This window comes from Fictibacillus sp. KU28468 (genome assembly GCF_026153615.1).
Lineage (GTDB): Bacteria > Bacillota > Bacilli > Bacillales > Fictibacillaceae > Fictibacillus_C > Fictibacillus_C marinisediminis.
Genome location: NZ_CP110666.1, coordinates 4,184,402 through 4,207,532, shown reverse-complemented (window position 1 = coordinate 4,207,532; position 23,131 = coordinate 4,184,402). Strand labels below are relative to the sequence as shown.

The 23,131-nt window shown below is 46.7% G+C and carries 16 protein-coding genes, 14 tRNA genes, 3 rRNA genes and 1 pseudogene; 31 read left to right on the top strand and 3 right to left on the bottom strand.

The window, feature by feature from the left end:
- Positions 1–38 precede the first annotated feature (38 nt).
- The 24 genes and pseudogenes from OKX00_RS22245 (at position 39) to tsaD (ending at position 13,896) form a co-directional block, all read left to right on the top strand.
- A tRNA-Asn gene (locus tag OKX00_RS22245) sits at positions 39–113 on the top strand.
- Between the two features lie 5 nt (positions 114–118).
- Positions 119–209: transfer RNA gene (locus tag OKX00_RS22240), tRNA-Ser, on the top strand.
- Between the two features lie 5 nt (positions 210–214).
- Positions 215–289, top strand: a tRNA-Glu gene (locus OKX00_RS22235).
- Between the two features lie 55 nt (positions 290–344).
- A tRNA-Asp gene (locus OKX00_RS22230) sits at positions 345–420 on the top strand.
- A 38-nt stretch (positions 421–458) separates the two neighbouring features.
- Positions 459–533 (top strand) — tRNA-Gln (locus tag OKX00_RS22225).
- 8 nt (positions 534–541) lie between these two features.
- A tRNA-Lys gene (locus OKX00_RS22220) sits at positions 542–617 on the top strand.
- Between the two features lie 28 nt (positions 618–645).
- Positions 646–730: transfer RNA gene (locus tag OKX00_RS22215), tRNA-Leu, on the top strand.
- Positions 731–753: 23 nt separating this feature from the next.
- Positions 754–839, top strand: a tRNA-Leu gene (locus OKX00_RS22210).
- Between the two features lie 42 nt (positions 840–881).
- Positions 882–958: transfer RNA gene (locus OKX00_RS22205), tRNA-Arg, on the top strand.
- 3 nt (positions 959–961) lie between these two features.
- Positions 962–1,038, top strand: a tRNA-Pro gene (locus OKX00_RS22200).
- Positions 1,039–1,046: 8 nt separating this feature from the next.
- A tRNA-Gly gene (locus OKX00_RS22195) sits at positions 1,047–1,120 on the top strand.
- A 10-nt stretch (positions 1,121–1,130) separates the two neighbouring features.
- Positions 1,131–1,207: transfer RNA gene (locus OKX00_RS22190), tRNA-Ile, on the top strand.
- Positions 1,208–1,370: 163 nt separating this feature from the next.
- Positions 1,371–2,920 (top strand): 16S ribosomal RNA (locus OKX00_RS22185).
- Positions 2,921–3,177: 257 nt separating this feature from the next.
- Positions 3,178–6,115 (top strand): 23S ribosomal RNA (locus OKX00_RS22180).
- Positions 6,116–6,195: 80 nt separating this feature from the next.
- A 5S ribosomal RNA gene (gene rrf / locus OKX00_RS22175) occupies positions 6,196–6,311 on the top strand.
- The 16S, 23S and 5S rRNA genes sit together here with 12 tRNA genes alongside, the layout of an rRNA operon.
- A 716-nt stretch (positions 6,312–7,027) precedes the next feature.
- Positions 7,028–8,169: pseudogene (locus tag OKX00_RS22170) on the top strand (trans-sulfuration enzyme family protein).
- A 101-nt stretch (positions 8,170–8,270) separates the two neighbouring features.
- Entirely contained in the window at positions 8,271–9,653 is a 1,383-nt protein-coding gene (locus OKX00_RS22165) for an amino acid permease (RefSeq protein WP_062240001.1), read from the top strand.
- A gap of 190 nt (positions 9,654–9,843) precedes the next feature.
- Positions 9,844–9,920, top strand: a tRNA-Met gene (locus OKX00_RS22160).
- A gap of 35 nt (positions 9,921–9,955) precedes the next feature.
- Positions 9,956–10,031: transfer RNA gene (locus OKX00_RS22155), tRNA-Asp, on the top strand.
- Between the two features lie 252 nt (positions 10,032–10,283).
- Positions 10,284–11,267: a thiamine-phosphate kinase gene (gene thiL / locus OKX00_RS22150; protein WP_265408893.1), complete on the top strand. Its 984-nt coding sequence runs from the start codon at positions 10,284–10,286 to the stop codon at positions 11,265–11,267.
- A 9-nt stretch (positions 11,268–11,276) separates the two neighbouring features.
- Positions 11,277–11,732: a tRNA (adenosine(37)-N6)-threonylcarbamoyltransferase complex ATPase subunit type 1 TsaE gene (gene tsaE, locus OKX00_RS22145; protein WP_053356079.1), complete on the top strand. Its 456-nt coding sequence runs from the start codon at positions 11,277–11,279 to the stop codon at positions 11,730–11,732.
- Entirely contained in the window at positions 11,729–12,421 is a 693-nt protein-coding gene (tsaB, locus tag OKX00_RS22140) for a tRNA (adenosine(37)-N6)-threonylcarbamoyltransferase complex dimerization subunit type 1 TsaB (protein WP_265408892.1), read from the top strand. Before tsaE ends, tsaB begins: the two co-directional genes overlap by 4 nt.
- Positions 12,422–12,430: 9 nt before the next feature.
- Positions 12,431–12,880 (top strand): ribosomal protein S18-alanine N-acetyltransferase, encoded by a 450-nt coding sequence (rimI, locus tag OKX00_RS22135; RefSeq protein WP_091010497.1) that lies wholly within the window; start codon positions 12,431–12,433, stop codon positions 12,878–12,880.
- Complete coding sequence (tsaD, locus tag OKX00_RS22130; protein ID WP_265408891.1) at positions 12,880–13,896, top strand: tRNA (adenosine(37)-N6)-threonylcarbamoyltransferase complex transferase subunit TsaD; 1,017 nt, start codon at positions 12,880–12,882, stop codon at positions 13,894–13,896. Before rimI ends, tsaD begins: the two co-directional genes overlap by 1 nt.
- A 307-nt stretch (positions 13,897–14,203) precedes the next feature.
- Here the strand turns inward: tsaD and OKX00_RS22125 are convergent, their stop codons facing one another.
- Positions 14,204–16,141, bottom strand: a complete 1,938-nt coding sequence (locus OKX00_RS22125) for an ABC-F family ATP-binding cassette domain-containing protein (RefSeq protein WP_265408890.1) — start codon at positions 16,139–16,141, stop codon at positions 14,204–14,206.
- Positions 16,142–16,377: 236 nt separating this feature from the next.
- On the opposite strand from OKX00_RS22125, the gene moaC reads away from it, so the two are divergent.
- From moaC to solA, 5 genes are all read left to right on the top strand, one after another.
- Positions 16,378–16,866 carry a cyclic pyranopterin monophosphate synthase MoaC gene (moaC, locus tag OKX00_RS22120; protein ID WP_062239988.1) on the top strand — a complete coding sequence of 163 codons (489 nt, stop codon included), beginning with the start codon at positions 16,378–16,380 and terminating at the stop codon, positions 16,864–16,866.
- A gap of 49 nt (positions 16,867–16,915) precedes the next feature.
- Entirely contained in the window at positions 16,916–17,563 is a 648-nt protein-coding gene (locus tag OKX00_RS22115) for a redox-sensing transcriptional repressor Rex (protein ID WP_265408889.1), read from the top strand.
- 33 nt (positions 17,564–17,596) lie between these two features.
- Entirely contained in the window at positions 17,597–17,788 is a 192-nt protein-coding gene (locus OKX00_RS22110; protein WP_053356072.1) for a twin-arginine translocase TatA/TatE family subunit, read from the top strand.
- A 17-nt stretch (positions 17,789–17,805) separates the two neighbouring features.
- Positions 17,806–18,576, top strand: a complete 771-nt coding sequence (gene tatC, locus OKX00_RS22105; protein WP_265408888.1) for a twin-arginine translocase subunit TatC — start codon at positions 17,806–17,808, stop codon at positions 18,574–18,576.
- A gap of 109 nt (positions 18,577–18,685) precedes the next feature.
- A complete protein-coding gene (gene solA / locus OKX00_RS22100) occupies positions 18,686–19,819 on the top strand; it encodes an N-methyl-L-tryptophan oxidase (protein ID WP_265408887.1) in 1,134 nt (377 codons plus the stop codon).
- Positions 19,820–19,856: 37 nt separating this feature from the next.
- Here solA and OKX00_RS22095 read toward each other — a convergent pair whose 3' ends face one another.
- Both OKX00_RS22095 and OKX00_RS22090 read right to left on the bottom strand, forming a co-directional pair.
- Positions 19,857–20,057 carry a DUF4305 domain-containing protein gene (locus tag OKX00_RS22095; protein ID WP_053356069.1) on the bottom strand — a complete coding sequence of 67 codons (201 nt, stop codon included), beginning with the start codon at positions 20,055–20,057 and terminating at the stop codon, positions 19,857–19,859.
- Positions 20,057–20,770, bottom strand: a complete 714-nt coding sequence (locus OKX00_RS22090) for a CPBP family intramembrane glutamic endopeptidase (RefSeq protein ID WP_062239968.1) — start codon at positions 20,768–20,770, stop codon at positions 20,057–20,059. Before OKX00_RS22090 ends, OKX00_RS22095 begins: the two co-directional genes overlap by 1 nt.
- A 247-nt stretch (positions 20,771–21,017) precedes the next feature.
- Here OKX00_RS22090 and groES point away from each other — a divergent pair, with 247 nt between their 5' ends.
- The gene (groES, locus tag OKX00_RS22085) at positions 21,018–21,302 is read left to right on the top strand and encodes a co-chaperone GroES (protein ID WP_053356067.1); all 285 of its coding nucleotides are present in this window, start codon (positions 21,018–21,020) and stop codon (positions 21,300–21,302) included.
- A 136-nt stretch (positions 21,303–21,438) separates the two neighbouring features.
- The gene (groL, locus tag OKX00_RS22080; RefSeq protein WP_265408886.1) at positions 21,439–23,079 is read left to right on the top strand and encodes a chaperonin GroEL; all 1,641 of its coding nucleotides are present in this window, start codon (positions 21,439–21,441) and stop codon (positions 23,077–23,079) included.
- The last annotated feature ends 52 nt before the right edge of the window (positions 23,080–23,131 follow it).

Below are 23,131 nucleotides of genomic sequence, written 5' to 3'. Positions count from 1 at the left end.
CTGAACAAAGTATGATATTAAATGTCTCAAAAACACATTCCACAGTAGCTCAGTGGTAGAGCTATCGGCTGTTAACCGATCGGTCGTAGGTTCGAGTCCTACCTGTGGAGCCAATTACAGAGAAGTACCCAAGTGGCTCAAGGGGCGCCCCTGCTAAGGGTGTAGGTCGCTAACGCGGCGCGAGGGTTCGAATCCCTTCTTCTCTGCCAGTTGTGGCCCGTTGGTCAAGCGGTTAAGACACCGCCCTTTCACGGCGGTAACACGGGTTCGAATCCCGTACGGGTCACCAAGTTGTTTTCGTTAGAAAAAAACCAAACAAACGATTTTCTTACAAACATAAATATGGACTCGTGGTGTAGTGGTTAACATGCCTGCCTGTCACGCAGGAGATCGCCGGTTCGACCCCGGTCGGGTCCGCCATTTTTTCTCAAACAGTATACATCAACACATGAAATTATTGGGCTATAGCCAAGTGGTAAGGCAACGGACTTTGACTCCGTCACTCGTAGGTTCGAATCCTGCTAGCCCAGCCATCTTTCATGAGCCATTAGCTCAGTTGGTAGAGCATCTGACTTTTAATCAGAGGGTCGAAGGTTCGAGTCCTTCATGGCTCACCATCTTAATAATAGCAACACAAACACACATGCGGGTGTGGCGGAATTGGCAGACGCGCTAGACTTAGGATCTAGTGTCTTATGACGTGGGGGTTCGAGTCCCTTCACCCGCACCATTTTTTAAAACTTTAATTGCTTTGCGGTCGTGGCGGAATGGCAGACGCGCTAGCTTGAGGGGCTAGTGGGGGCAACCCCGTGGAGGTTCGAGTCCTCTCGACCGCACCAAAGCTTCTCATATAATATTTAAATAAAGAAATAAAATAATATGCGCCCTTAGCTCAGCTGGATAGAGTGTTTGACTACGAATCAAAAGGTCGGGAGTTCGAATCTCTCAGGGCGCGCCATAACGGGAAGTGGCTCAGCTTGGTAGAGCACCTGGTTTGGGACCAGGGGGTCGCAGGTTCAAATCCTGTCTTCCCGACCATCTTTTTCGCGGGTGTAGTTTAGTGGTAAAACAAGAGCCTTCCAAGCTCTGGTCGTGAGTTCGATTCTCATCACCCGCTCCATTTAATTTTTGGGCCTATAGCTCAGCTGGTTAGAGCGCACGCCTGATAAGCGTGAGGTCGATGGTTCGAGTCCATTTAGGCCCACCATTTTTTAAGGGCAATGTACTTGACATCCGCTCTTCTAATGGGTATAATAGCTAAGCTACACTAACTAGTAGCAAATGTTCTTTGAAAACCAAACAAAAGCCAGGTAAGTCAGGGATTTTACAATCCCATCAATTTTTAAACTTTAAGAGCTATATCAAACACTTTATTGGAGAGTTTGATCCTGGCTCAGGATGAACGCTGGCGGCGTGCCTAATACATGCAAGTCGAGCGGACCAAAGAGAGCTTGCTCTCTGAGGTTAGCGGCGGACGGGTGAGTAACACGTGGGTAACCTGCCTGTAAGACGGGGATAACTTCGGGAAACCGAAGCTAATACCGGATGATAAAGAGAAACGCCTGTTTCTTTTTTGAAAGTCGGCCTTGTGCTGACGCTTACAGATGGGCCCGCGGCGCATTAGCTAGTTGGTGAGGTAACGGCTCACCAAGGCGACGATGCGTAGCCGACCTGAGAGGGTGATCGGCCACACTGGGACTGAGACACGGCCCAGACTCCTACGGGAGGCAGCAGTAGGGAATCTTCGGCAATGGACGAAAGTCTGACCGAGCAACGCCGCGTGAGCGATGAAGGCCTTCGGGTCGTAAAGCTCTGTTGTCAGAGAAGAACAAGTACCGGAGTAACTGCCGGTACCTTGACGGTACCTGACCAGAAAGCCACGGCTAACTACGTGCCAGCAGCCGCGGTAATACGTAGGTGGCAAGCGTTATCCGGAATTATTGGGCGTAAAGCGCGCGCAGGCGGTTCTTTAAGTCTGATGTGAAAGCCCACGGCTCAACCGTGGAGGGTCATTGGAAACTGGGGAACTTGAGTGCAGGAGAGAAAAGTGGAATTCCACGTGTAGCGGTGAAATGCGTAGAGATGTGGAGGAACACCAGTGGCGAAGGCGGCTTTTTGGCCTGTAACTGACGCTGAGGCGCGAAAGCGTGGGGAGCAAACAGGATTAGATACCCTGGTAGTCCACGCCGTAAACGATGAGTGCTAGGTGTTGGGGGGTTCCACCCTCAGTGCTGACGTTAACACATTAAGCACTCCGCCTGGGGAGTACGACCGCAAGGTTGAAACTCAAAGGAATTGACGGGGGCCCGCACAAGCAGTGGAGCATGTGGTTTAATTCGAAGCAACGCGAAGAACCTTACCAGGTCTTGACATCCTCTGACCATCCTAGAGATAGGACTTTCCCCTTCGGGGGACAGAGTGACAGGTGGTGCATGGTTGTCGTCAGCTCGTGTCGTGAGATGTTGGGTTAAGTCCCGCAACGAGCGCAACCCTTGACCTTAGTTGCCAGCATTCAGTTGGGCACTCTAAGGTGACTGCCGGTGACAAACCGGAGGAAGGTGGGGATGACGTCAAATCATCATGCCCCTTATGACCTGGGCTACACACGTGCTACAATGGGTGGTACAAAGGGTTGCAAAGCCGCGAGGCCGAGCCAATCCCAAAAAGCCACTCTCAGTTCGGATTGTAGGCTGCAACTCGCCTACATGAAGCCGGAATTGCTAGTAATCGCGGATCAGCATGCCGCGGTGAATACGTTCCCGGGCCTTGTACACACCGCCCGTCACACCACGAGAGTTTGTAACACCCGAAGTCGGTGGGGTAACCTTTTAGGAGCCAGCCGCCGAAGGTGGGACAGATGATTGGGGTGAAGTCGTAACAAGGTAGCCGTATCGGAAGGTGCGGCTGGATCACCTCCTTTCTATGGAGACATGAGTGCACTTAGTAGCCTCATGAACTTACCTGAGCTTTTGTTTGGTTTTGAAAGAACATCGTTTCTTTCAAACAATAGAGGTTATGTGACGCATTTTTTTGTGCGCACGGACCATGTTCCTTGAAAACTAGATAACGAAACATCCAAACAAAGCCAACTAATTCATTAGTTGTGCGCTGATTATGCAAGACCCATGATCTAACGATCATGTGAAACGATTCAGCTGAAAAGCTGATTCGGTTAAAGGTTAAGCTAGAAAGGGCGCACGGTGGATGCCTTGGCACTAGGAGCCGAAGAAGGACGGGACGAACACCGATATGCCTCGGGGAGCTGTAAGTAAGCATTGATCCGGGGATTTCCGAATGGGGGAACCCACCATCCGTAATGGGATGGTATCCATATCTGAATACATAGGATATGAGAAGGCAGACCCGGGGAACTGAAACATCTAAGTACCCGGAGGAAGAGAAAGCAAATGCGATTTCCTGAGTAGCGGCGAGCGAAACGGAATCAGCCCAAACCAGAGGGCTTGCCCTCTGGGGTTGTAGGACACTCAACATGGAGTTACAAAGGAACGGGGTAGATGAAGCGGTCTGGAAAGGCCAGCCAAAGAAGGTAACAGCCCTGTAGTTGAAACTTCGTTCCCTCCTGAGTGGATCCTGAGTACGGCGGGACACGTGAAACCCCGTCGGAATCCGGGAGGACCATCTCCCAAGGCTAAATACTCCCTAGTGACCGATAGTGAACCAGTACCGTGAGGGAAAGGTGAAAAGCACCCCGGAAGGGGAGTGAAAGAGATCCTGAAACCGTGTGCCTACAAGTAGTTGGAGCCCATTAACGGGTGACAGCGTGCCTTTTGTAGAATGAACCGGCGAGTTACGATAACGTGCAAGGTTAAGCTGATAAGGCGGAGCCGCAGCGAAAGCGAGTCTGAACAGGGCGCCATAGTACGTTGTCGTAGACCCGAAACCGTGTGATCTACCCATGTCCAGGGTGAAGTTCAGGTAACACTGAATGGAGGCCCGAACCCACGCACGTTGAAAAGTGCGGGGATGAGGTGTGGGTAGGGGTGAAATGCCAATCGAACACGGAGATAGCTGGTTCTCCCCGAAATAGCTTTAGGGCTAGCCTCGCGGCTAGAGTCCTGGAGGTAGAGCACTGATTGGACTAGGGGCCCCCACAGGGTTACCGAATTCAGTCAAACTCCGAATGCCAGAGACTTATCCGCGGGAGTCAGACTGCGAGTGATAAGATCCGTAGTCAAGAGGGAAACAGCCCAGACCATCAGCTAAGGTCCCAAAGTATACGTTAAGTGGGAAAGGATGTGGAGTTGCCCAGACAACCAGGATGTTGGCTTAGAAGCAGCCACCATTTAAAGAGTGCGTAATAGCTCACTGGTCGAGTGACTCTGCGCCGAAAATGTACCGGGGCTAAACGTATCACCGAAGCTATGGATTGTACCTTAGGGTACAGTGGTAGGGGAGCGTTCGAAGTGCGGTGAAGTCAGACCGGAAGGACTGGTGGAGCGCTTTGAAGTGAGAATGCCGGTATGAGTAGCGAAAGACAAGTGAGAATCTTGTCCATCGAAAGCCTAAGGTTTCCTGAGGAAGGCTCGTCCGCTCAGGGTTAGTCGGGACCTAAGCCGAGGCCGAAAGGCGTAGGCGATGGCCAACAGGTTGAAATTCCTGTACCACCTCCTTTCCGTTTGAACGACGGGGGGACGCAGGAAGGTAGGGAGAGCGCGCGATTGGAAATGCGCGTCTAAGCAGTTAGGCTGATTGTGAGGCAAATCCCGCAATCGTGAAGGCTGAGCTGTGACGGCGAGGGAAATTACAGTACCGAAGTCCCTGATCCTACACTGCCAAGAAAAGCCTCTAGTGAGGAAAGAGGTGCCCGTACCGCAAACCGACACAGGTAGGCGAGGAGAGAATCCTAAGATGATCGGGAGAACTCTCGTTAAGGAACTCGGCAAAATGACCCCGTAACTTCGGGAGAAGGGGTGCTCTGATAGGGTTAACGCCCGAGAGAGCCGCAGTGAATAGATCCAAGCGACTGTTTAGCAAAAACACAGGTCTCTGCGAAGCCGCAAGGCGAAGTATAGGGGCTGACACCTGCCCGGTGCTGGAAGGTTAAGAGGAGGGGTTATCCCTTACGGGAGAAGCTCTGAATTGAAGCCCCAGTAAACGGCGGCCGTAACTATAACGGTCCTAAGGTAGCGAAATTCCTTGTCGGGTAAGTTCCGACCCGCACGAAAGGTGTAACGACTTGGATACTGTCTCAACGAGAGACCCGGTGAAATTATAGTACCTGTGAAGATGCAGGTTACCCGCGACAGGACGGAAAGACCCCATGGAGCTTTACTGCAGCTTGATATTGGATTTTGGTACAGTTTGTACAGGATAGGTAGGAGCCTGGGAAGTCGGAGCGCCAGCTTCGATGGAGGCGTCGGTGGGATACTACCCTGACTGTATTGAAATTCTAACCTGGAACCGTGATCCGGTTCGGAGACAGTGTCAGGTGGGCAGTTTGACTGGGGCGGTCGCCTCCTAAATTGTAACGGAGGCGCCCAAAGGTTCCCTCAGAATGGTTGGAAATCATTCGCAGAGTGTAAAGGCACAAGGGAGCTTGACTGCGAGACCTACAAGTCGAGCAGGGACGAAAGTCGGGCTTAGTGATCCGGTGGTTCCGCATGGAAGGGCCATCGCTCAACGGATAAAAGCTACCCTGGGGATAACAGGCTTATCTCCCCCAAGAGTCCACATCGACGGGGAGGTTTGGCACCTCGATGTCGGCTCATCGCATCCTGGGGCTGAAGTAGGTCCCAAGGGTTGGGCTGTTCGCCCATTAAAGCGGTACGCGAGCTGGGTTCAGAACGTCGTGAGACAGTTCGGTCCCTATCCGTCGCGGGCGCAGGAAATTTGAGAGGAGCTGTCCTTAGTACGAGAGGACCGGGATGGACACACCGCTGGTGTACCAGTTGTTCCGCCAGGGGCATAGCTGGGTAGCTACGTGTGGACGGGATAAGTGCTGAAAGCATCTAAGCATGAAGCCCCCCTCAAGATGAGATTTCCCATCACGTCAAGTGAGTAAGACCCCTTAGAGATGATGAGGTTGATAGGTCTGGTGTGGAAGCGTGGTGACACGTGGAGCTGACAGATACTAATCGGTCGAGGGCTTATCCTTAAAATAATCAGAAGTTTGGATGAAAAGTTATCTAGTTTTGAGGGAATATACCTCAAACTAGGTTGAAAAACCTACATATGTCTGGTGGCGATAGCGAAGAGGTCACACCCGTTCCCATACCGAACACGGAAGTTAAGCTCTTCAGCGCCGATGGTAGTTGGGGGCTTCCCCCTGTAAGAGTAGGACGTTGCCGGGCATGCACGAAGCACTGTTGGATTGATTCCAGCGGTGCTTTTTTGTATGTTCTATTATGAAAATGATGGGTTTGGCATGTAAAGGGTGAAAAGTCGCACGTAAAGTCTCCATTCCCGCATGTAAATCCTTCAAAGTCGCACGTAAAAGGGCCGAAGCCGCATGTAAACCGTACAAACCCGCAAGTAACGATCCCGAATCAACAAAGTAGAACCTTCAAATTCTTATCCCTTAGCCACAAAAAAAGGATTTTTAAAGAGAACACGAAAGGGTAAAGTCAATACAAACTAAAACCATCGAGGGATCAACCAAATAAGTATGAAAATGACGTGATAGGCAAGTAAACCTTGTCGAACCGCAAGTAACGGGTGTAAAATCGCAAGTAAACGCTGTCGAACCGCAAGTAAACGAGCCAAAGCCGCAAGTAAACCCACCAAATCCGCAAGTAACGCTCCAAATCGCCCAGGGAAAGATCGCCTAAATTACCCTCATCTGACCTCGAACCCTCCTCGAACCCTCATATATACATTAAAAAGAAGCCACCCCATAGGAGGAACTCCAGAAAATCTATAAAAACAAACCCTAATTAGTTCTTTTTCTTCAATAAACCCCTTTCCGCACACCAGCCAAGAGCATCTCTGCAATTTATTATAAACACACATAACTCTTCTACAGCTGATATGGTATGATAGGTGAAATTATGGCTGAAGAGGTGTTAGCATGAAGGATAAAAAGTTTGATACAAAAGCTGTTCATTTTAGTACAATCCGGGAGTCGGAAGTGGCAAGCAAGGTACAGCCTATTTACCAAACCACTGCCTATTCATTTAAAGACCTGGATGACATTGAAGATTATTTCAGAGGAAACAAGCCGTACTTGTATTCACGGGTGGATAATCCAAACAATGATGATTTAGCTACGGGAGTGGCACGGCTGGAGGGAGCACCATCAGGAGCAGCGACGTCTTCTGGACTCTCAGCGACTTTATGTGCGGTGCTTGCAGTTGCGCAAAGCGGAGATCATATTGTTGCCTGTGATGATCTATATGGCGGTACATACCATCTGTTTGCTTCAGAATTGAAGACGTTTGGCATGAAGTCACGTTTGTCCCGTTTGCGGATCAGCAATCCATTCAAGAAGCCATACAGCCCAATACAAAAATCTTATACTCTGAATCCATAACTAATCCATTGCTTAGAGTAGAGGACATTCACGGGATAGCAGAGCTGGCCAAGAAAAATAAAGTCATCTCGATGATTGATAATACATTTGCTACTCCATACCTTCTTCAGCCGTATGTGCAGGGTGTGAACGTAGTCATACATAGTGCGACAAAATATATTTCAGGACATAGTGATGTAACAGCGGGAATCATTACAGGGGATCAGGACATTGTTCAAAAAGCCAAAGAAAAGATGGCGAACCTTGGATGTAATCTCGGCCCTTTTGATGCGTGGCTGGCGGCCAGAGGATTAAAGACTTTGAGCGTAAGAATGGAACGGCAAGTGAAGAACGCAGCTTGGTTAGCAGAGGTTTTGAAGGAACATCCAGCCATTAAAAAGGTATATTATCCTGAGTCGGCCAGCATGCAAGGCAACGGAGCAATTGTTACTGCTGAGCTGAGTGATGATGCCGATATTGAAGGGTTTTTCCGCCACTTATCATGGGTTAAAATCGTTGCAACGCTGGCAGGTGTGGAGACGAGTGTATCCTATCCGCTAGGGACTTCTCATCGAGCCATGCCGGACGAGCTTATAAAAAGACTGGGGATTACGAAACATGTAGTAAGGATTTCGGTTGGCATTGAAGATAAGGGGGACATTACCGAAGTCTTCCAAAACGCCCTTAATCATGCGTTGTAAGGGAATTTATGGTAAATTATCAGATTTGTCGAATTTGTGAGAATGTGCTAGAATAGCTATGAAAGCGCTTTACAAAGACAACAAGGAGGACAACAAGATATATGAAGCAACAAGAAGAATTACACCGTGGATTGGAATCAAGACATATCACATTAATGTCACTTGGTGCCGCAATTGGTGTTGGGTTATTTTTGGGTTCTGCTAATGCTATAAAGCTTGCTGGTCCTGCTATACTCGTTGCCTATACGATTGCGGGCGCCGTCATGTTTTTGATTATGAGAGCCCTTGGAGAAATGGCGATTCATAATCCGGTAGCCGGCTCATTCAGCCGGTATGCAAAAGACAACCTTGGTCCGATTTCCGGTTATATCACAGGCTGGAACTACTGGTTTTTATGGGTGGTTACCTGTATGGCCGAAATTACAGCTGTCGGAATCTATATGGAAAAATGGTTTCCAGATGTACCGACATGGATATGGGCACTAGCTGCATTGGTTATTATGGCTTCTGTCAACTTAATCACCGCAAAAGCCTATGGAGAATTTGAATTTTGGTTTGCTTTAATTAAGATTGTCGCTATTATCGTTTTGATTGTTACAGGTCTAGGCATTATTATATTCGGTTTTGGGAATCACGGAATTGCTACAGGGATCAGCAACCTCTGGAATCATGGAGGATTTGCTCCTCATGGAGTTAAAGGTATTTTAATGTCCATGCAAATGGTCATGTTCGCCTTCTTGGGCATTGAGATGATTGGTGTCACGGCTGGAGAAGTTAAAAACCCGAAAAAGGTACTTGCCCGTGCAATTGACACTGTGTTTTGGAGAATTTTACTATTCTACGTGGGTGCACTTTTTGTTATCATGTCCATCTACCCGTGGAATGAAATTGGTACTACTGGAAGCCCATTTGTTTTGACCTTTGATAAAATCGGTATTGCCCAAGCCGCTGGAATCATCAACTTTGTTGTTTTGACAGCAGCCCTTTCCAGCTGTAACAGCGGTATTTTCAGCACAGGACGCATGCTGTTCAATCTGGCTGAGCAGGAGCAGGCGCCGGCCGGCATGAAAAAAATCAGCCGCACCGGTGTTCCGTCAAAGGCAATCCTTGTATCTTCAGGAGTCCTATTGATCGGGGTTATTCTGAATTATCTCTTCCCGGGATCTAAAGTATTTGTATGGATTACAAGTATCTCTACATTCGGAGCAATATGGACTTGGGGAACCATTCTCTTGTCCCAGATAAAGTTCAGAAAGTCGTTATCACCGCAAGAACTTAAAGAATTGAAGTACAAAACACCACTGTGGCCTTATGGATCTTATATTGCTTTAGCCTTTTTGCTGATGGTGGTAGGAATCATGGGGTACTTTAAAGAAACACGAATCGCTCTTATCGTTGGACCGATCTGGATTTTAGGACTTGTTGCTTTTTATTATGGAAAAGGTCTTAATAAAAAGGATAATAAAGACGAGAAAGTGGCATAATAATTTTAAGTTGCACGTCAGTAAAAATTTACTGGCGTGCAATTATACAAAAAGAGTTGCGTGATTTCAAAATTCATGATATATTAATTATTGTCGACTCAGACATAAATAAGTTCGGATGAAAAAGTCAGCCGAATACATCATATGACAGTCGATACTCGGACACATCGTCCGTGCACATTCATATCATCGCGGGGTGGAGCAGTCTGGTAGCTCGTTGGGCTCATAACCCAAAGGTCGCAGGTTCAAATCCTGTCCCCGCAACCAATTTAATTTATCTACTCCATGAGTAAATGATAAATGGACCCGTGGTGTAGTGGTTAACATGCCTGCCTGTCACGCAGGAGATCGCCGGTTCGACCCCGGTCGGGTCCGCCATTACTTTTAAAACGTAAACGAAACAATTTGTTTCGTGTTTTTTTATGTAAAAATAGGTTTTTTCCATAAAATAAGATAAACTAATAAAAGACACATAACCCTTAGGATCATTCGATGCCTAGGGATTTTTTATAGAATGAAAAATCAAAAGGCTTTTTTGTAAAAAAAGCACAGGGATTTTAAATAGGATAGGGTATAAAATCAAAAGGCTTTTTTGTTAAAAACGACCGTGAAAGTGGAAGGGTACATACGATGAAAGATGAATTTGAGTGGATTAAAACGATTAGTCCGGCCGGCCATAAACAGTCTTCGCTTATACAAGGAATTGGGGATGACGCGGCTCTCATAAAAGGTTCAGAGCTTGATCAGATTGTATGCCTTGATACGATGGTGGAGGACGTTCATTTCACGCAAAGCACATTGACTCCGTTTCATGTCGGCCATAAAGCGCTTGCCGCCAACATTAGCGATATTGCTGCAATGGGTGGTATACCTCTTTTTTACTTGGTTTCTATTTCTATTCCGCCTTCATGGGAGGAAGGGAAGCTGTCCCAGATCTACAAGGGAATGGCTGCACTTGCTGAAGAATATGATATGGATCTGATCGGCGGCGATACCGTTTCTACGAAAGGTCCTCTTGTTTTATCTGTGACCGTATTGGGCCAGGTAGAGCAAGGAAGGAAGCTTTTGAGAAGCAACGCTGAACCTGATGATGTTGTTTTTGTATCAGGCCCGGTCGGAGATTCTGCGGGTGGATTGTCCCTGCTTTTAGAACGATCCCACCAAGGTGAATTCAGCACAGAGGAAGCTCTCCTTGTCAAAGAGCATCAGCTTCCTTTGCCACATGTGGGGGCAGGGAGGATCTTGGCGAAGTCCAATAGACGAGTGGCGCTGAACGATATCAGTGATGGCGTGGCCAGCGAAGCAAATGAGATCGCAGAAGCGAGCGGTGTTTCGATCACACTTTTTCATGATAAACTTCCAAAAAGTGCAGCCATCCAGTACTATCCCAGCAAGATGCAGGACGAATGGATGCTGTTTGGCGGAGAAGATTACAAACTGATCGGGACGATGTCTCCGGATGCCTTTCCTGAAGTGCAGGCGGCTTGCGAAAAAGCCGGGATTTGTTTAATGGTGATCGGACGGGTAACAAAAGGGTCGCCCGGTGTGCTGCTGAACAGAGGAACTTCGGTTGAAAAACTGTCGAAAGCGGGATATAACCATTTTTCTGATTGAGGTGCAAGTATGGAACAACTTTTAATAACAACAGCTTCTCCTGAAGAAACGAGTGAGCTTGCTGAGAAGCTTGGAACCTTGCTTGGGCCGGGGGATGTGCTTACTCTTGAAGGAGATCTTGGTGCAGGTAAAACGACATTCACAAAAGGTCTTGCCAAGGGTCTGGGTGTAAAGCGGGTGGTCAATTCACCGACATTTACCATCATTAAAGAATATAAGGGGCGTCTGCCTTTTTATCATATGGATGTATATCGTTTGGAAGACAGCGATGAGGATTTGGGATTTGAGGAATATTTTGAAGGTGAAGGAGTAACGGTGGTGGAATGGGCACAGTTCATTGCTGACCGGCTTCCGGAAGACCGGCTGAATATTGAGATCCGCCGCACGGGAGACGAAAAAAGGGAATTGAAATTTCACCCTGCAGGCGAACGATTTATTACGATATGTAAGGAGTTAGGAAAATGAAGGCCTTAGCCATAGATACATCGAACCTCGTCATGGGTATTGCTGTGGTTGATGGAGAGAAAGTCATTGGGGATTATACGACGAACTTGAAAAAGAATCACTCCATCCGGGTTATGCCGGCGATTCATGATTTATTGAAAGAAATGAATATGAAGCCAGCCGATCTGGACCGGATCATTACGGCGAAAGGGCCGGGATCGTATACAGGAGTAAGAATCGGGGTAACAATCGCGAAAACGCTGGCCTGGGCGCTGAAAAAGGAGCTCGCAGGTGTTTCCAGTCTTGAGGTCTTGGCTCAGAACGGAAAATACTTCAATGGCTATGTCTGCCCGTTGTTTGACGCCAGGAGGACCCAGCTATATACAGGCTTGTATGGCTGTGATGAAGGCAGCTTTCAAGCGGTAAAAGAGGACCGGCTTGCATTGAGGACCAATTGGCTTGAAGAATTGAAACGCCTGGAGAAACCGGTTCTGTTTTTGGGAAACGATTTAGAGCTGCATAAAGAAAGTATTCTAGAAGAGCTCGGTGATCAAGCGGTGTTCGGTACGTCAGCTGATCATAACCCGCGCCCGTCTGAACTGGCACGAATCGGCATGGGGAAGGAACCAGAATCTGTCCATCATTTTGTTCCCAGCTATCTTCAGCTTGCAGAAGCAGAAGTGAATTGGCTGGCGGCACAGAAGGAGTAGGTGCAGACCATGGAGGAGACATACACATACAGGTTGGCGACGGTCAATGACCTGCAGGATATCATTGAAATCGAACACGCTTCCTTTACCCTGCCTTGGACACAGGAAGCTTTTTATAATGAGATTGTCCATAATCAGTTTGCCTACTACCTTTTACTAGAGACGGATGGGAAAATTGTTGGGTACTGCGGTGTTTGGGTCATTATAGATGATGCCCATATTACAAATGTGGCGATCCGCCCTGAATACAGAGGCAAGAAGCTTGGGGAAGCAATTATGAAGCAGGCGATGATACTGGCGAAGCGTTATGGTTCAGCAAGGCTCAGCCTTGAAGTCAGGGTCAGCAACTATGTAGCACAAAATTTATACCGCAAGCTTGGTTTTCAGAATGGCGGTATCAGAAAAAATTATTACAGCGATAATGGTGAAGACGCTTTAGTGATGTGGGTGATGCTTTGATGAAACAGGATGAAATTATACTGGCGATTGAAACGAGCTGTGATGAAACAGCGGTCGCGCTCGTAAAAAATGGAACAGAAATTATGGCAAATGTAGTCGCTTCGCAAATTGAAAGCCATAAGCGCTTTGGCGGAGTCGTGCCTGAAGTGGCATCACGCCATCATGTTGAACAGATTACGGTTGTGATGGAAGAAGCGCTTCAGAATGCGGGAATTACGATGGAAGATGTGACGGCGGTTGCCGTTACAGAAGGACCAGGACTCGTAGGGGCGCTTTTGATCGGTGTGAATGCGGCGAAAGCCTTGGCATTTGCCCATGGTCTTCCGCTCGTACCGGTTCATCATATCGCCGGGCATATCTATGCCAACCGGCTGATCACTGAGATGGAGTTCCCGCTGCTTGCTCTTGTTGTTTCCGGGGGCCATACTGAGCTTGTTCTGATGAAGGAGCATGGCTCGTTTGAAGTGATCGGTGAGACGAGAGATGACGCAGCTGGAGAGGCCTATGACAAAGTAGCGCGTACCTTGAACCTTCCCTATCCGGGAGGACCGCACATTGATCGGCTTGCGCAGGATGGAGAACCCGTCCTTAACCTTCCCCGTGCCTGGCTGGAAGCAGACTCTTATGATTTTAGCTTCAGCGGCTTAAAGTCAGCTGTTATCAATACCGTCCACAATGCGGCGCAGCGCGGAGAGATTATTAAGCCTGAAGATCTGGCGGCGAGCTTTCAGGCATCGGTCATTGATGTGCTTGTAGAAAAAACCGCACGTGCTGCGCGTGAGCATCATGTGAAACAGGTGCTCTTAGCAGGCGGTGTAGCAGCGAATAAAGGATTAAGAGCGGCGCTGGAAGCTAAGTTCAGCGATCTTCCCTATGAGCTCATTATTCCTCCGCTCAACTTATGCACAGATAATGCTGCTATGATCGGAGCAGCCGGCAGTATTGCCTATCAAAAAGGAAAAAGAGCAGACTGGGCACTCAATGGTGTACCAGGTCTCGATTTAGAGGCACAATAACGTAAGAATCCCTTCTACATGTGAGAAGGGATTTTTTTGTTGAGGCATTTTAGTGCTTTAGTGAGATGTGGACAAAGTTATCCACAGGGCAGGGGATAATGTGAATAAATTAAAAAAAAGCAATAAAACTGCTTTCTATGTCTGTGCATAAAATAATGTGGATAACATTTTATGCAACTGTGGATAATGTGCATAACTATGTTGATGAAAGAGTTATTATCTATAAAAGCTGTGCATAACCTTGTGGATACTGTGAATTATCGCAAAATAAAAACAACGGTGCCTGGCACCGCTGTTGTGTGTATCATTATTCTTCTTCGAGCTGGAGCAGTTCCCATTCTTCCATAAGATGCTCAGTTTCTGCTTTGATCTGTTCGATCTTTTCATTATGTTCCTGCGTTTTCTCATAATCCTGGTAAACGGCGGGATCACATAACGCTTCTTCATGAACAGCCTGCTCGGTTTCAAGCTTCTCCAAGAGGGTCTCTATTTCTTCAATTCTCCTCTGCCGCTTTCGGTCCTCGCGTTTAGCCGCCTTGTCCTGTTTATACGCTCCGGCTGAGGCGGGTTCATCCGCTTGCGGGGAGGAAGGGAGACTTTTGTTTTTTAATTCTTCACGTTCTCGCGTCTCGGTTTTTTTCGCAATATAATAATCATAGTCACCGAGATAATTTGTAATTTTCGTCCGTGAAAGCTCAGCGACCTTGGTGGCAATCCGATTGATGAAATAACGGTCATGAGAAACGAAAACTATAGTACCGGGAAAATTGATGAGTGCCTGTTCAAGAACCTCTTTGCTGTCGATATCCAGATGGTTTGTCGGTTCGTCCAATAACAGCAGGTTGGCTTTTTGCATCATCAGTTTAGCCAGAGCAAGCCGGGCTTTCTGGCCGCCGCTCAGTTCATTGACATACTTGAGTACGTCATCCCCGCTGAACAGAAAGTTGCCTAGAACGGTTCGGATTTCTTTTTCCGTTTTGTCAGGATACTCGTCCCAGAGTTCGTTCAGCAAAGTTTTATTGGAACTGAGGTTCGCCTGCTCCTGTTCATAATGGCCGATCTTCACATTGGCGCCGTAAGCGATGTTTCCTTCCAATAAAGGCAGCTGTTTTAAGATGGCCTTTAAAAGAGTGGACTTTCCGATGCCGTTTGGCCCGACAAGCGCGACGCTGTCCTGGCGGGAAACATGATAGTCAATGTTAGTGATGAGCGGCACACCGTCCTCATAACCGGTAGCGACCTGTTCAAGCTTTAATACGTCATTGCCGCTTTGGCGTTCTATATCGAACAAGAAGGAAGCGGACTTTTCATCACCAAGCGGCTTGTCCCTGACTTCCATTTTCTCAAGCTGCTTTCTGCGGCTCTGTGCACGTTTAGTGGTAGAGGCCCGGACGAGGTTTTTTTGAACAAAATCCTGAAGCTTGGCGATCTCATCCTGTTGCTTCTCATAGGCTTTCATATCCAGTGCAAGGCGTTCTGCTTTTTGTTCCAGATACTGCGTGTAGTTGCCTTTAAACTTGGAAGAGCGATGGCGGGAGATCTCATAGACCGTCGTCACGATTTTATCCAGGAAGTAGCGGTCATGCGAGACGAGCAGGATCGCGCCGGGATAGGACTGCAAATATTGCTCAAGCCATGAGAGTGTTTCAATGTCCAGGTGGTTGGTCGGCTCGTCCAATATTAAAAGGTCTGGCTTTGTAAGGAGCAGTTTAGCCAGCGCAAGGCGTGTTTTCTGCCCTCCGCTTAATGTCTGCACGGGAGTTGACGGGTCAAACCCGCTGAATTGAAAGCCGTGAAGTACCGTGCGGATGTCCGATTCGTATTGATAGCCGCCCGCTTCCTTGAACTGAATCTGCAGTTCATCATACTCTTTTAGCAGTTTATTGTAGGCTGCTTCATCTGCGGTCAGCGCAGGTTCACCCATTCGGCTCTCCATGCTGCGCAGCTGCTTTTCCATCTTCCGAAGCGGCTCGAACACGCTGATCATCTCATCCCAGATGGACAGTTCGGATTCAAGGCCAGTGTCCTGGGCTAGATAACCGGCTCGGACGCCTTTTGGCATGATCAGCTGTCCTGAATCGTAGGACATGTCACCGGTAATGATTTTTAAAAGCGTGGATTTGCCTGCTCCATTTCTTCCGACAAGCGCGATTCTGTCGCGGGTTTGGACTTCCAGCTTAATATTCGATAAAATAGGGTCAACCCCAAATGATTTTGTTAAGTCATTCACTTGCAAAATAATCAATGTATAGTCACCTCAAATTCCTATCGACGAATAACAAGGTTCACAGACTGAATGCGAAATGAGATTGAGATGCTGCTCGATTAGCCTGTATTGCTGAATTCTGTCTACTCTTAGTGTAGCTTACATAAGCAAAGCGGAGCAACTAATCAATGTTCAACATTTCGTTAGAATTAACGTGCAAATCATCCGCCGTAGATTTCAAAGATAGTGTATATTCTAGGAAGAAGGAGAAGGTTATGGAATCTTTTACGCATTTTAACGAACAAGGAAGAGCGAAAATGGTAGACATCTCCGAAAAGGATGCGACGGTCCGTACAGCTGCAGCCAGAAGCTCAATCGCTGTTAACAAGGAAATCTACACAAAAATATCAGAAGGCTCGTTTCGTAAAGGCGATGTCCTTGCCGTTGCGCAGGTCGCAGGCATTATGGCAGCGAAAAAAACATCCGACTGGATTCCAATGTGCCATCCTCTGTCCCTGACGGGTGTAGATATTACGTTTCAATGGGAAGAAGAAAATAAAGAACAGTACAGGCTGCATATTGAAGCAGCCGTGAAAACAAAAGGCAATACCGGTGTTGAAATGGAAGCTTTGACTGCAGCGAGTGCCGCAGCGTTAACCGTTTATGACATGTGCAAGGCCGTGGATAAGGGAATGATCATTGGACCAACCTTTTTGCAGAGCAAAACCGGCGGAAAAAACGGGGATTTTCAACGTACCACTTAAAAAATATGGTAAACTGTAGATAAGCTTTCTGATAGTGGAGGGCTCTAATATGAATCAGGAACAGATAAAAATACCGCAGGCAACTGCCAAGAGGCTTCCGCTTTATTACCGTTTTCTAAAAAACCTTTCCATTTCAGGAAAGCAGCGGGTATCTTCTGCAGAGCTTAGCGAAGCAGTAAAAGTAGACTCAGCAACGATCAGAAGGGATTTTTCCTACTTCGGTGCTCTCGGGAAAAAGGGTTACGGCTACAACGTAAACTATCTTTTATCTTTTTTCCGGAAAACGCTTAACCAGGATGAAGTAACAAAGGTTGCTTTGATTGGCGTTGGAAATTTAGGGACCGCTTTCCTGCACTATAACTTTATAAAAAACAATAATACAGTCATCCAGGTCGCTTTTGACGTGGATCCGGCCAAGGTAGGAAAAGAAGTAGCTGGAGTTCCGATCCATTCTATCGACAACATAGTAGCGGAGCTTCAGGAAAGTGATGTAGAAGTCGCCATCCTGACGGTTCCAGTGGGCTCTGCCCAGTTTATTGCCGACCAGCTCGTTCGGGCTGGGATCAAAGGCATCTTGAACTTTACACCTGCGCGCCTGACACTGCCAGCCGAGATCAGGGTGCATCATATTGATTTAGCAGTGGAATTGCAGTCTTTGATTTATTTTATGAAACATTACCCATCAGTTGATTTATAGATTTTCCATTTTGCAGTAAAGGAGGTGTCTGGAATGATTGGAGCAGGTAGTGCAGTGTTTATCGCCGCGGCCGCATTAGTCGTATTTGGACCGAAAAAGCTTCCGGAACTTGGACGGGCAGCAGGAAAAACGTTAAGAGAATTTAAAAATGCGACACAGGGACTCATGGATGATCATGATAACGACAAAAAAGAAAAAGAGTCTCTCCAAAACGAACAGAAGTAGCAGTTAGGATGAACAAAATGACAGATAAAAACATGCCGGTCTACGACCATTTGGGTGAATTGAGAAACCGTATCGTCATTACGGCCGTTTTCTTTTTTCTCTTTATGGTTGTGGGTCTCTTTTTTGCCAAGCCCGTCATTGTTTATTTGCAAAGTGACAATGTAGCAAAAGACATCCAGATGAACGCGTTTAATCTTACCGATCCTCTGAAGGTATATATAGATTTTGCTTTTATTATTGCGCTTTTGCTTTCCCTGCCGGTAGCGCTCTATCAAATATGGGCTTTTATCAGCCCCGGTCTTTTTGAAAATGAAAGAAAAGTAACGCTCTCTTACATTCCGGTTTCCTTTCTGCTGTTTGCAGCCGGACTGAGCTTCGGCTACTTCATTCTGTTTCCGCTCGTCGTTCATTTCATGTCGAACATTGCGAATTCGCTGAATGTCGAAGGGGAATATGGGATTAACGAGTATTTTTCATTTTTGTTCAGTTTAATACTGCCGTTTGGTTTGTTGTTTCAGTTTCCGGTCCTTGTCATGTTCTTAACAAGGCTTGGGCTTGTTACTCCTCATTTTTTACGAAAGATCAGGAGATTCGCTTATTTTGGAATTATCGTTGTGGCGGGTCTGATCAGTCCTCCAGAGCTGATTTCACACTTGACCATCACCGTTCCGCTCATCATTCTGTATGAGATCAGTATTTTAATTTCGGCCAATGCCTATAAAAAGCGGCTGAAAGCAGAAGAAGAAGCTATGCTTGATCTAGAATTGGAAAAGACACATCTCGATTAGCGGGGTGTGTTTTTTTACTTGAAAGCTTTGCATAGATGTAATGTCTAGCTCCAGCGCTTGTCGGACTTTAGCAGGGCGCTTGCGCTTTTCTATATGGAGGTAATAAATCATGCACTATGATGTTATTGTCATTGGAGCCGGTTCTATGGGAATGGCGGCAGGATCATTTTTATCGAAGAGCGGAAAAAGGACCTTATTGTTAGATTCATATGATCCACCGCATAATAAAGGCAGCCACCACGGGGATACAAGAATGATAAGGTATGCGTACGCTGAGGGAGAAGAGTATGTTCCGTTCGTTCTGAAAGCACGGGAGTTGTGGAGAGACCTGGAGAAAGAGACAGGCAGAGAGCTGTTTCTTCAAACAGGCGTCTTGAATGCCGGGGATCATCAATCCAAATTCGTTCAGAACATTATCTCCAGTTCAAAGACCTATTCTCTGCCCCTTGAAGTGTTGTTATCGCATGAAGTGAACAAGCGGTGGCCGGGAATGACATTGCCTGAAAACTACATAGGATGCTATGAGCCAACGTCCGGAGTGCTAAAATGCGAGGAATGTATCGAAGCTTATCGAGAGCTTGCAGAAAAGTACGGAGCAGAGGTTCTGACCAATCATAAGGTTAAAGAACTGTATATCCAAGGCAAGAAAGTAACCGTTAGGACGGAGGAACAGACATTTTCTTCAGATGCCCTGGTAGTTTCGGCAGGAGCGTGGTCTGGGCCTCTCCTTGCCAAGCTAAAGCTGAATCTTCCTCTTAAACCGGTGAGAAAAACATTTGCCTGGTTCGATGCCCATGAAGAACTTTATAAATCTCAATCCTTTCCAGCATTTGCTGTAGATACACTTCAAGGTCTTTATTACGGCTTCCCAAGCATCAACGGTTCGGGGCTAAAGACGGGGCGGCATGATGGAGGCGATCGAATCAATCCGGATGAGCCATTAGCTCTTTTTGGTGAACAAGAGGAAGATGAATCCGATCTTGCTGGTTTTTTGAACCGCTATATGCCAAAAGGCGGGCCGTTGAAATTCGGTAAAACCTGTATGTACACTATGACGCCAGATGAAAAATTCATCATCGATTTGCATCCGAACCATTCTAACGTGGCCATTGCCTCAGGCTTTTCAGGACATGGTTTTAAATTCAGCTCTGCAGTAGGCCAGGTTTTAAGCGAATTAATCATAGCGGGAAAGAGTGAACAAGATATTTCTTCATTCTCCATCCGCCGATTTGAAAAGAAGTAAAAAAACCGGTTCCTTTAAAAGAGGACCGGCTTTTGTGTTACTTCTTATATTTTTTTATGTGGCGGTGCAGCCTGTAGTACTTGATCGCATTGGCAAAATCAAAGGTCGCCACAAGCATGGTGATCAGGGTCCAGATCCCGGTGACGCCGTATTCATTGGAATAATGAATGGCGAGCCAGGTGAAAAGGATGCCCATGACAGTATATAAACCGCTCATAAAAAATGGTGATGTTCTCATTAGAAAAGTCCCCCAATAATCATTTGCATTTTCTCCGCTTTATCCTGCAAGTCATTGATCTTATCAGCAAAAACCACCTGTACGAGCATGACGAGGGTATTCATGGAGACATGGGCGACAATGGGAACGAGCAAGCGTTTTGTCCGTACATACAGGAATGCAAATACAAATCCCATGGCTGTATAAACGAGCAGATGGGTGAAATCAAAGTGTACCGCTGCGAAAATCAGTGAGCTGATAAGCGCTGCGATCACAAAGTTAAACCGTTTATACAGGCTCCCGAAAATAATTTTTCGGAAAATGATCTCTTCCAGGATCGGACCGGCAATGGAGGTCACGACCATAAAGTAAGGAGTGAGTTTCGCAATCTTAACGAGCATTTGAGTATTTTCAGAGCCTGGCTTAATGCCAAGCAGTTTTATTTCAATAAGTCCGGCAATTATCTGCGCCCCATAAGCCATGAAGATTCCGAGAATGGCCCAGCCGACAGCGGATGAACGGGATACGCGCCCTCCTCGTAAAGACGGGTCTTTCATATCGGGAATGAGGAGAAGAAGAACGATCACAAGAGCAGCGAGAAAGCTGATGGTTCCCCAAAGTCCGGCCCAGTGATCCCTTGGAATGCCAAGAGAATTCAAGAGGGGGTAACCGACATAGCCTGACAGCTGCATCAGTACATAAGTGAGTACAATCCATAAGTAACGCTTCGTCAATGTATATTACTCCTTTAGTTAGGTTCGGTATGGTCATGTCTTCAGCATTCCCATGTATCTCCCTATTCTAACATAGATTGCTTGAAAACATGGCATGGGACCCCCTTCATAAATTTTTCTTAAAACCATCAGGTCTATACTTGCAAAGTGGAAAAAAATTATTTATTATAGGAAATGGAGTTAGCACTCGTTTAATCAGAGTGCTAATAAATTTAAACTTTCTATTATTTTGAGGAGGGTGTTTCACTTGTTAAAGCCACTAGGTGATCGTATTGTGATTGAGCTTGTAGAAGGTGAAGAAAAGACTGCAAGCGGAATCGTTTTACCAGACTCTGCAAAGGAAAAGCCGCAAGAAGGCAAAGTTGTTGCAGTAGGTACAGGCCGCGTAACTGAGCAAGGAGAACGCGTAGCGCTAGAAGTCTCTGAGGGAGATTCTATCATCTTTTCAAAATACGCAGGAACAGAAGTGAAGTATCAAGGTAAAGAGTACCTTATTCTTCGTGAAACAGACGTATTGGCTGTCATCGGCTAATCGCAAACCTACAAATTGAATAGCTACTACATAACAGCTTTTTTTAAAAAGCTGATCAACCGCTTTAAAAAAAGCTGAATCAGTAGCTTTAACGTAATTAACCAAAAAATTTAATCTTTATAGGAGGGTTTTACACATGGCTAAAGACATTAAGTTCAGTGAAGACGCTCGTCGCGCAATGCTTCGCGGTGTAGATGCACTTGCAAATGCAGTAAAAGTAACGCTTGGACCAAAAGGACGCAACGTCGTTCTTGAAAAGAAATTTGGTTCACCTCTTATCACGAATGATGGTGTAACAATCGCGAAAGAAATCGAGCTTGAAGATGCTTTCGAAAACATGGGTGCAAAATTGGTTGCTGAAGTAGCAAGCAAAACAAACGATGTTGCCGGTGACGGAACTACAACAGCGACTGTTCTTGCTCAAGCCATGATCCGTGAAGGATTGAAAAACGTAACTTCCGGCGCTAACCCAATGGTTCTTCGCAAAGGAATTGAAAAAGCTACAGCAGTAGCCGTTCAAGAACTTCAAAAGATCTCCAAGCCGATCGAAGGCAAAGAGTCTATCGCTCAAGTTGCTGCCATCTCAGCAGCTGACGATGAAGTAGGCCAATTGATCGCTGAAGCTATGGAGCGCGTTGGAAACGACGGCGTTATCACAATTGAAGAATCTAAAGGATTCACTACTGAGCTTGAAGTGGTTGAAGGTATGCAGTTCGACCGTGGATACGCATCTCCATACATGGTAACCAACTCTGACAAAATGGAAGCGGTTCTTGAGAATCCTTACATCTTGATCACAGACAAAAAGATCACAAACATTCAGGAAATTCTTCCTGTATTAGAGCAAGTGGTTCAACAAGGCAAGCCATTGTTGCTTGTTGCTGAGGATGTTGAAGGTGAAGCTCTTGCTACATTAGTAGTAAACAAACTTCGCGGAACATTCAACGCAGTTGCTGTTAAAGCTCCTGGGTTCGGAGACCGCCGTAAAGCTATGCTTGAAGACATCGCAATCCTGACTGGCGGTGAAGTGATCACTGAAGAGCTAGGACTTGACCTTAAGTCTGCGAACATCAGCCAACTAGGAACAGCTTCTAAAGTTGTTGTAACGAAAGAAAACACAACAATCGTTGAAGGTGCTGGCGAGTCTGACAAAATTGCAGGCCGCGTAACACAAATCCGTTCTCAATTAGAAGAAACTACTTCTGAGTTCGATAAAGAAAAACTTCAAGAGCGTTTGGCTAAATTAGCTGGCGGAGTAGCCGTTATCAAAGTTGGTGCAGCTACAGAAACTGAGTTGAAAGAGCGCAAGCTTCGCATTGAAGATGCCCTAAACTCTACTCGTGCAGCAGTAGAAGAAGGAATCGTATCCGGTGGTGGTACAGCACTAGTGAACGTTGTTCGTGCACTTGCAGCTTTTGAAACTTCCGGTGACGAAGCAACTGGTGTGAAAATCGTTCTTCGCGCATTGGAAGAGCCAGTTCGCCAAATCGCACACAACGCTGGTCTTGAAGGATCTGTAGTTGTTGAGCGCTTGAAAAACGAAGAAATCGGAATCGGATTCAACGCTGCTACTGGCGAATGGGTAAACATGTTCGAATCCGGCATCGTTGACCCAACGAAAGTTACTCGTTCTGCACTTCAAAACGCTGCATCTGTATCAGCTATGTTCCTAACAACAGAAGCTGTTATCGCAGATAAGCCTGAAGAAAATGCTGGCGGCGGCGGAATGCCTGACATGGGCGGAATGGGCATGGGCGGAATGGGCGGCATGATGTAAGGCTTTTAAGCCAAGCATTGGAGGGATAGCTAAGGCTATTTCTCCGCCCTTT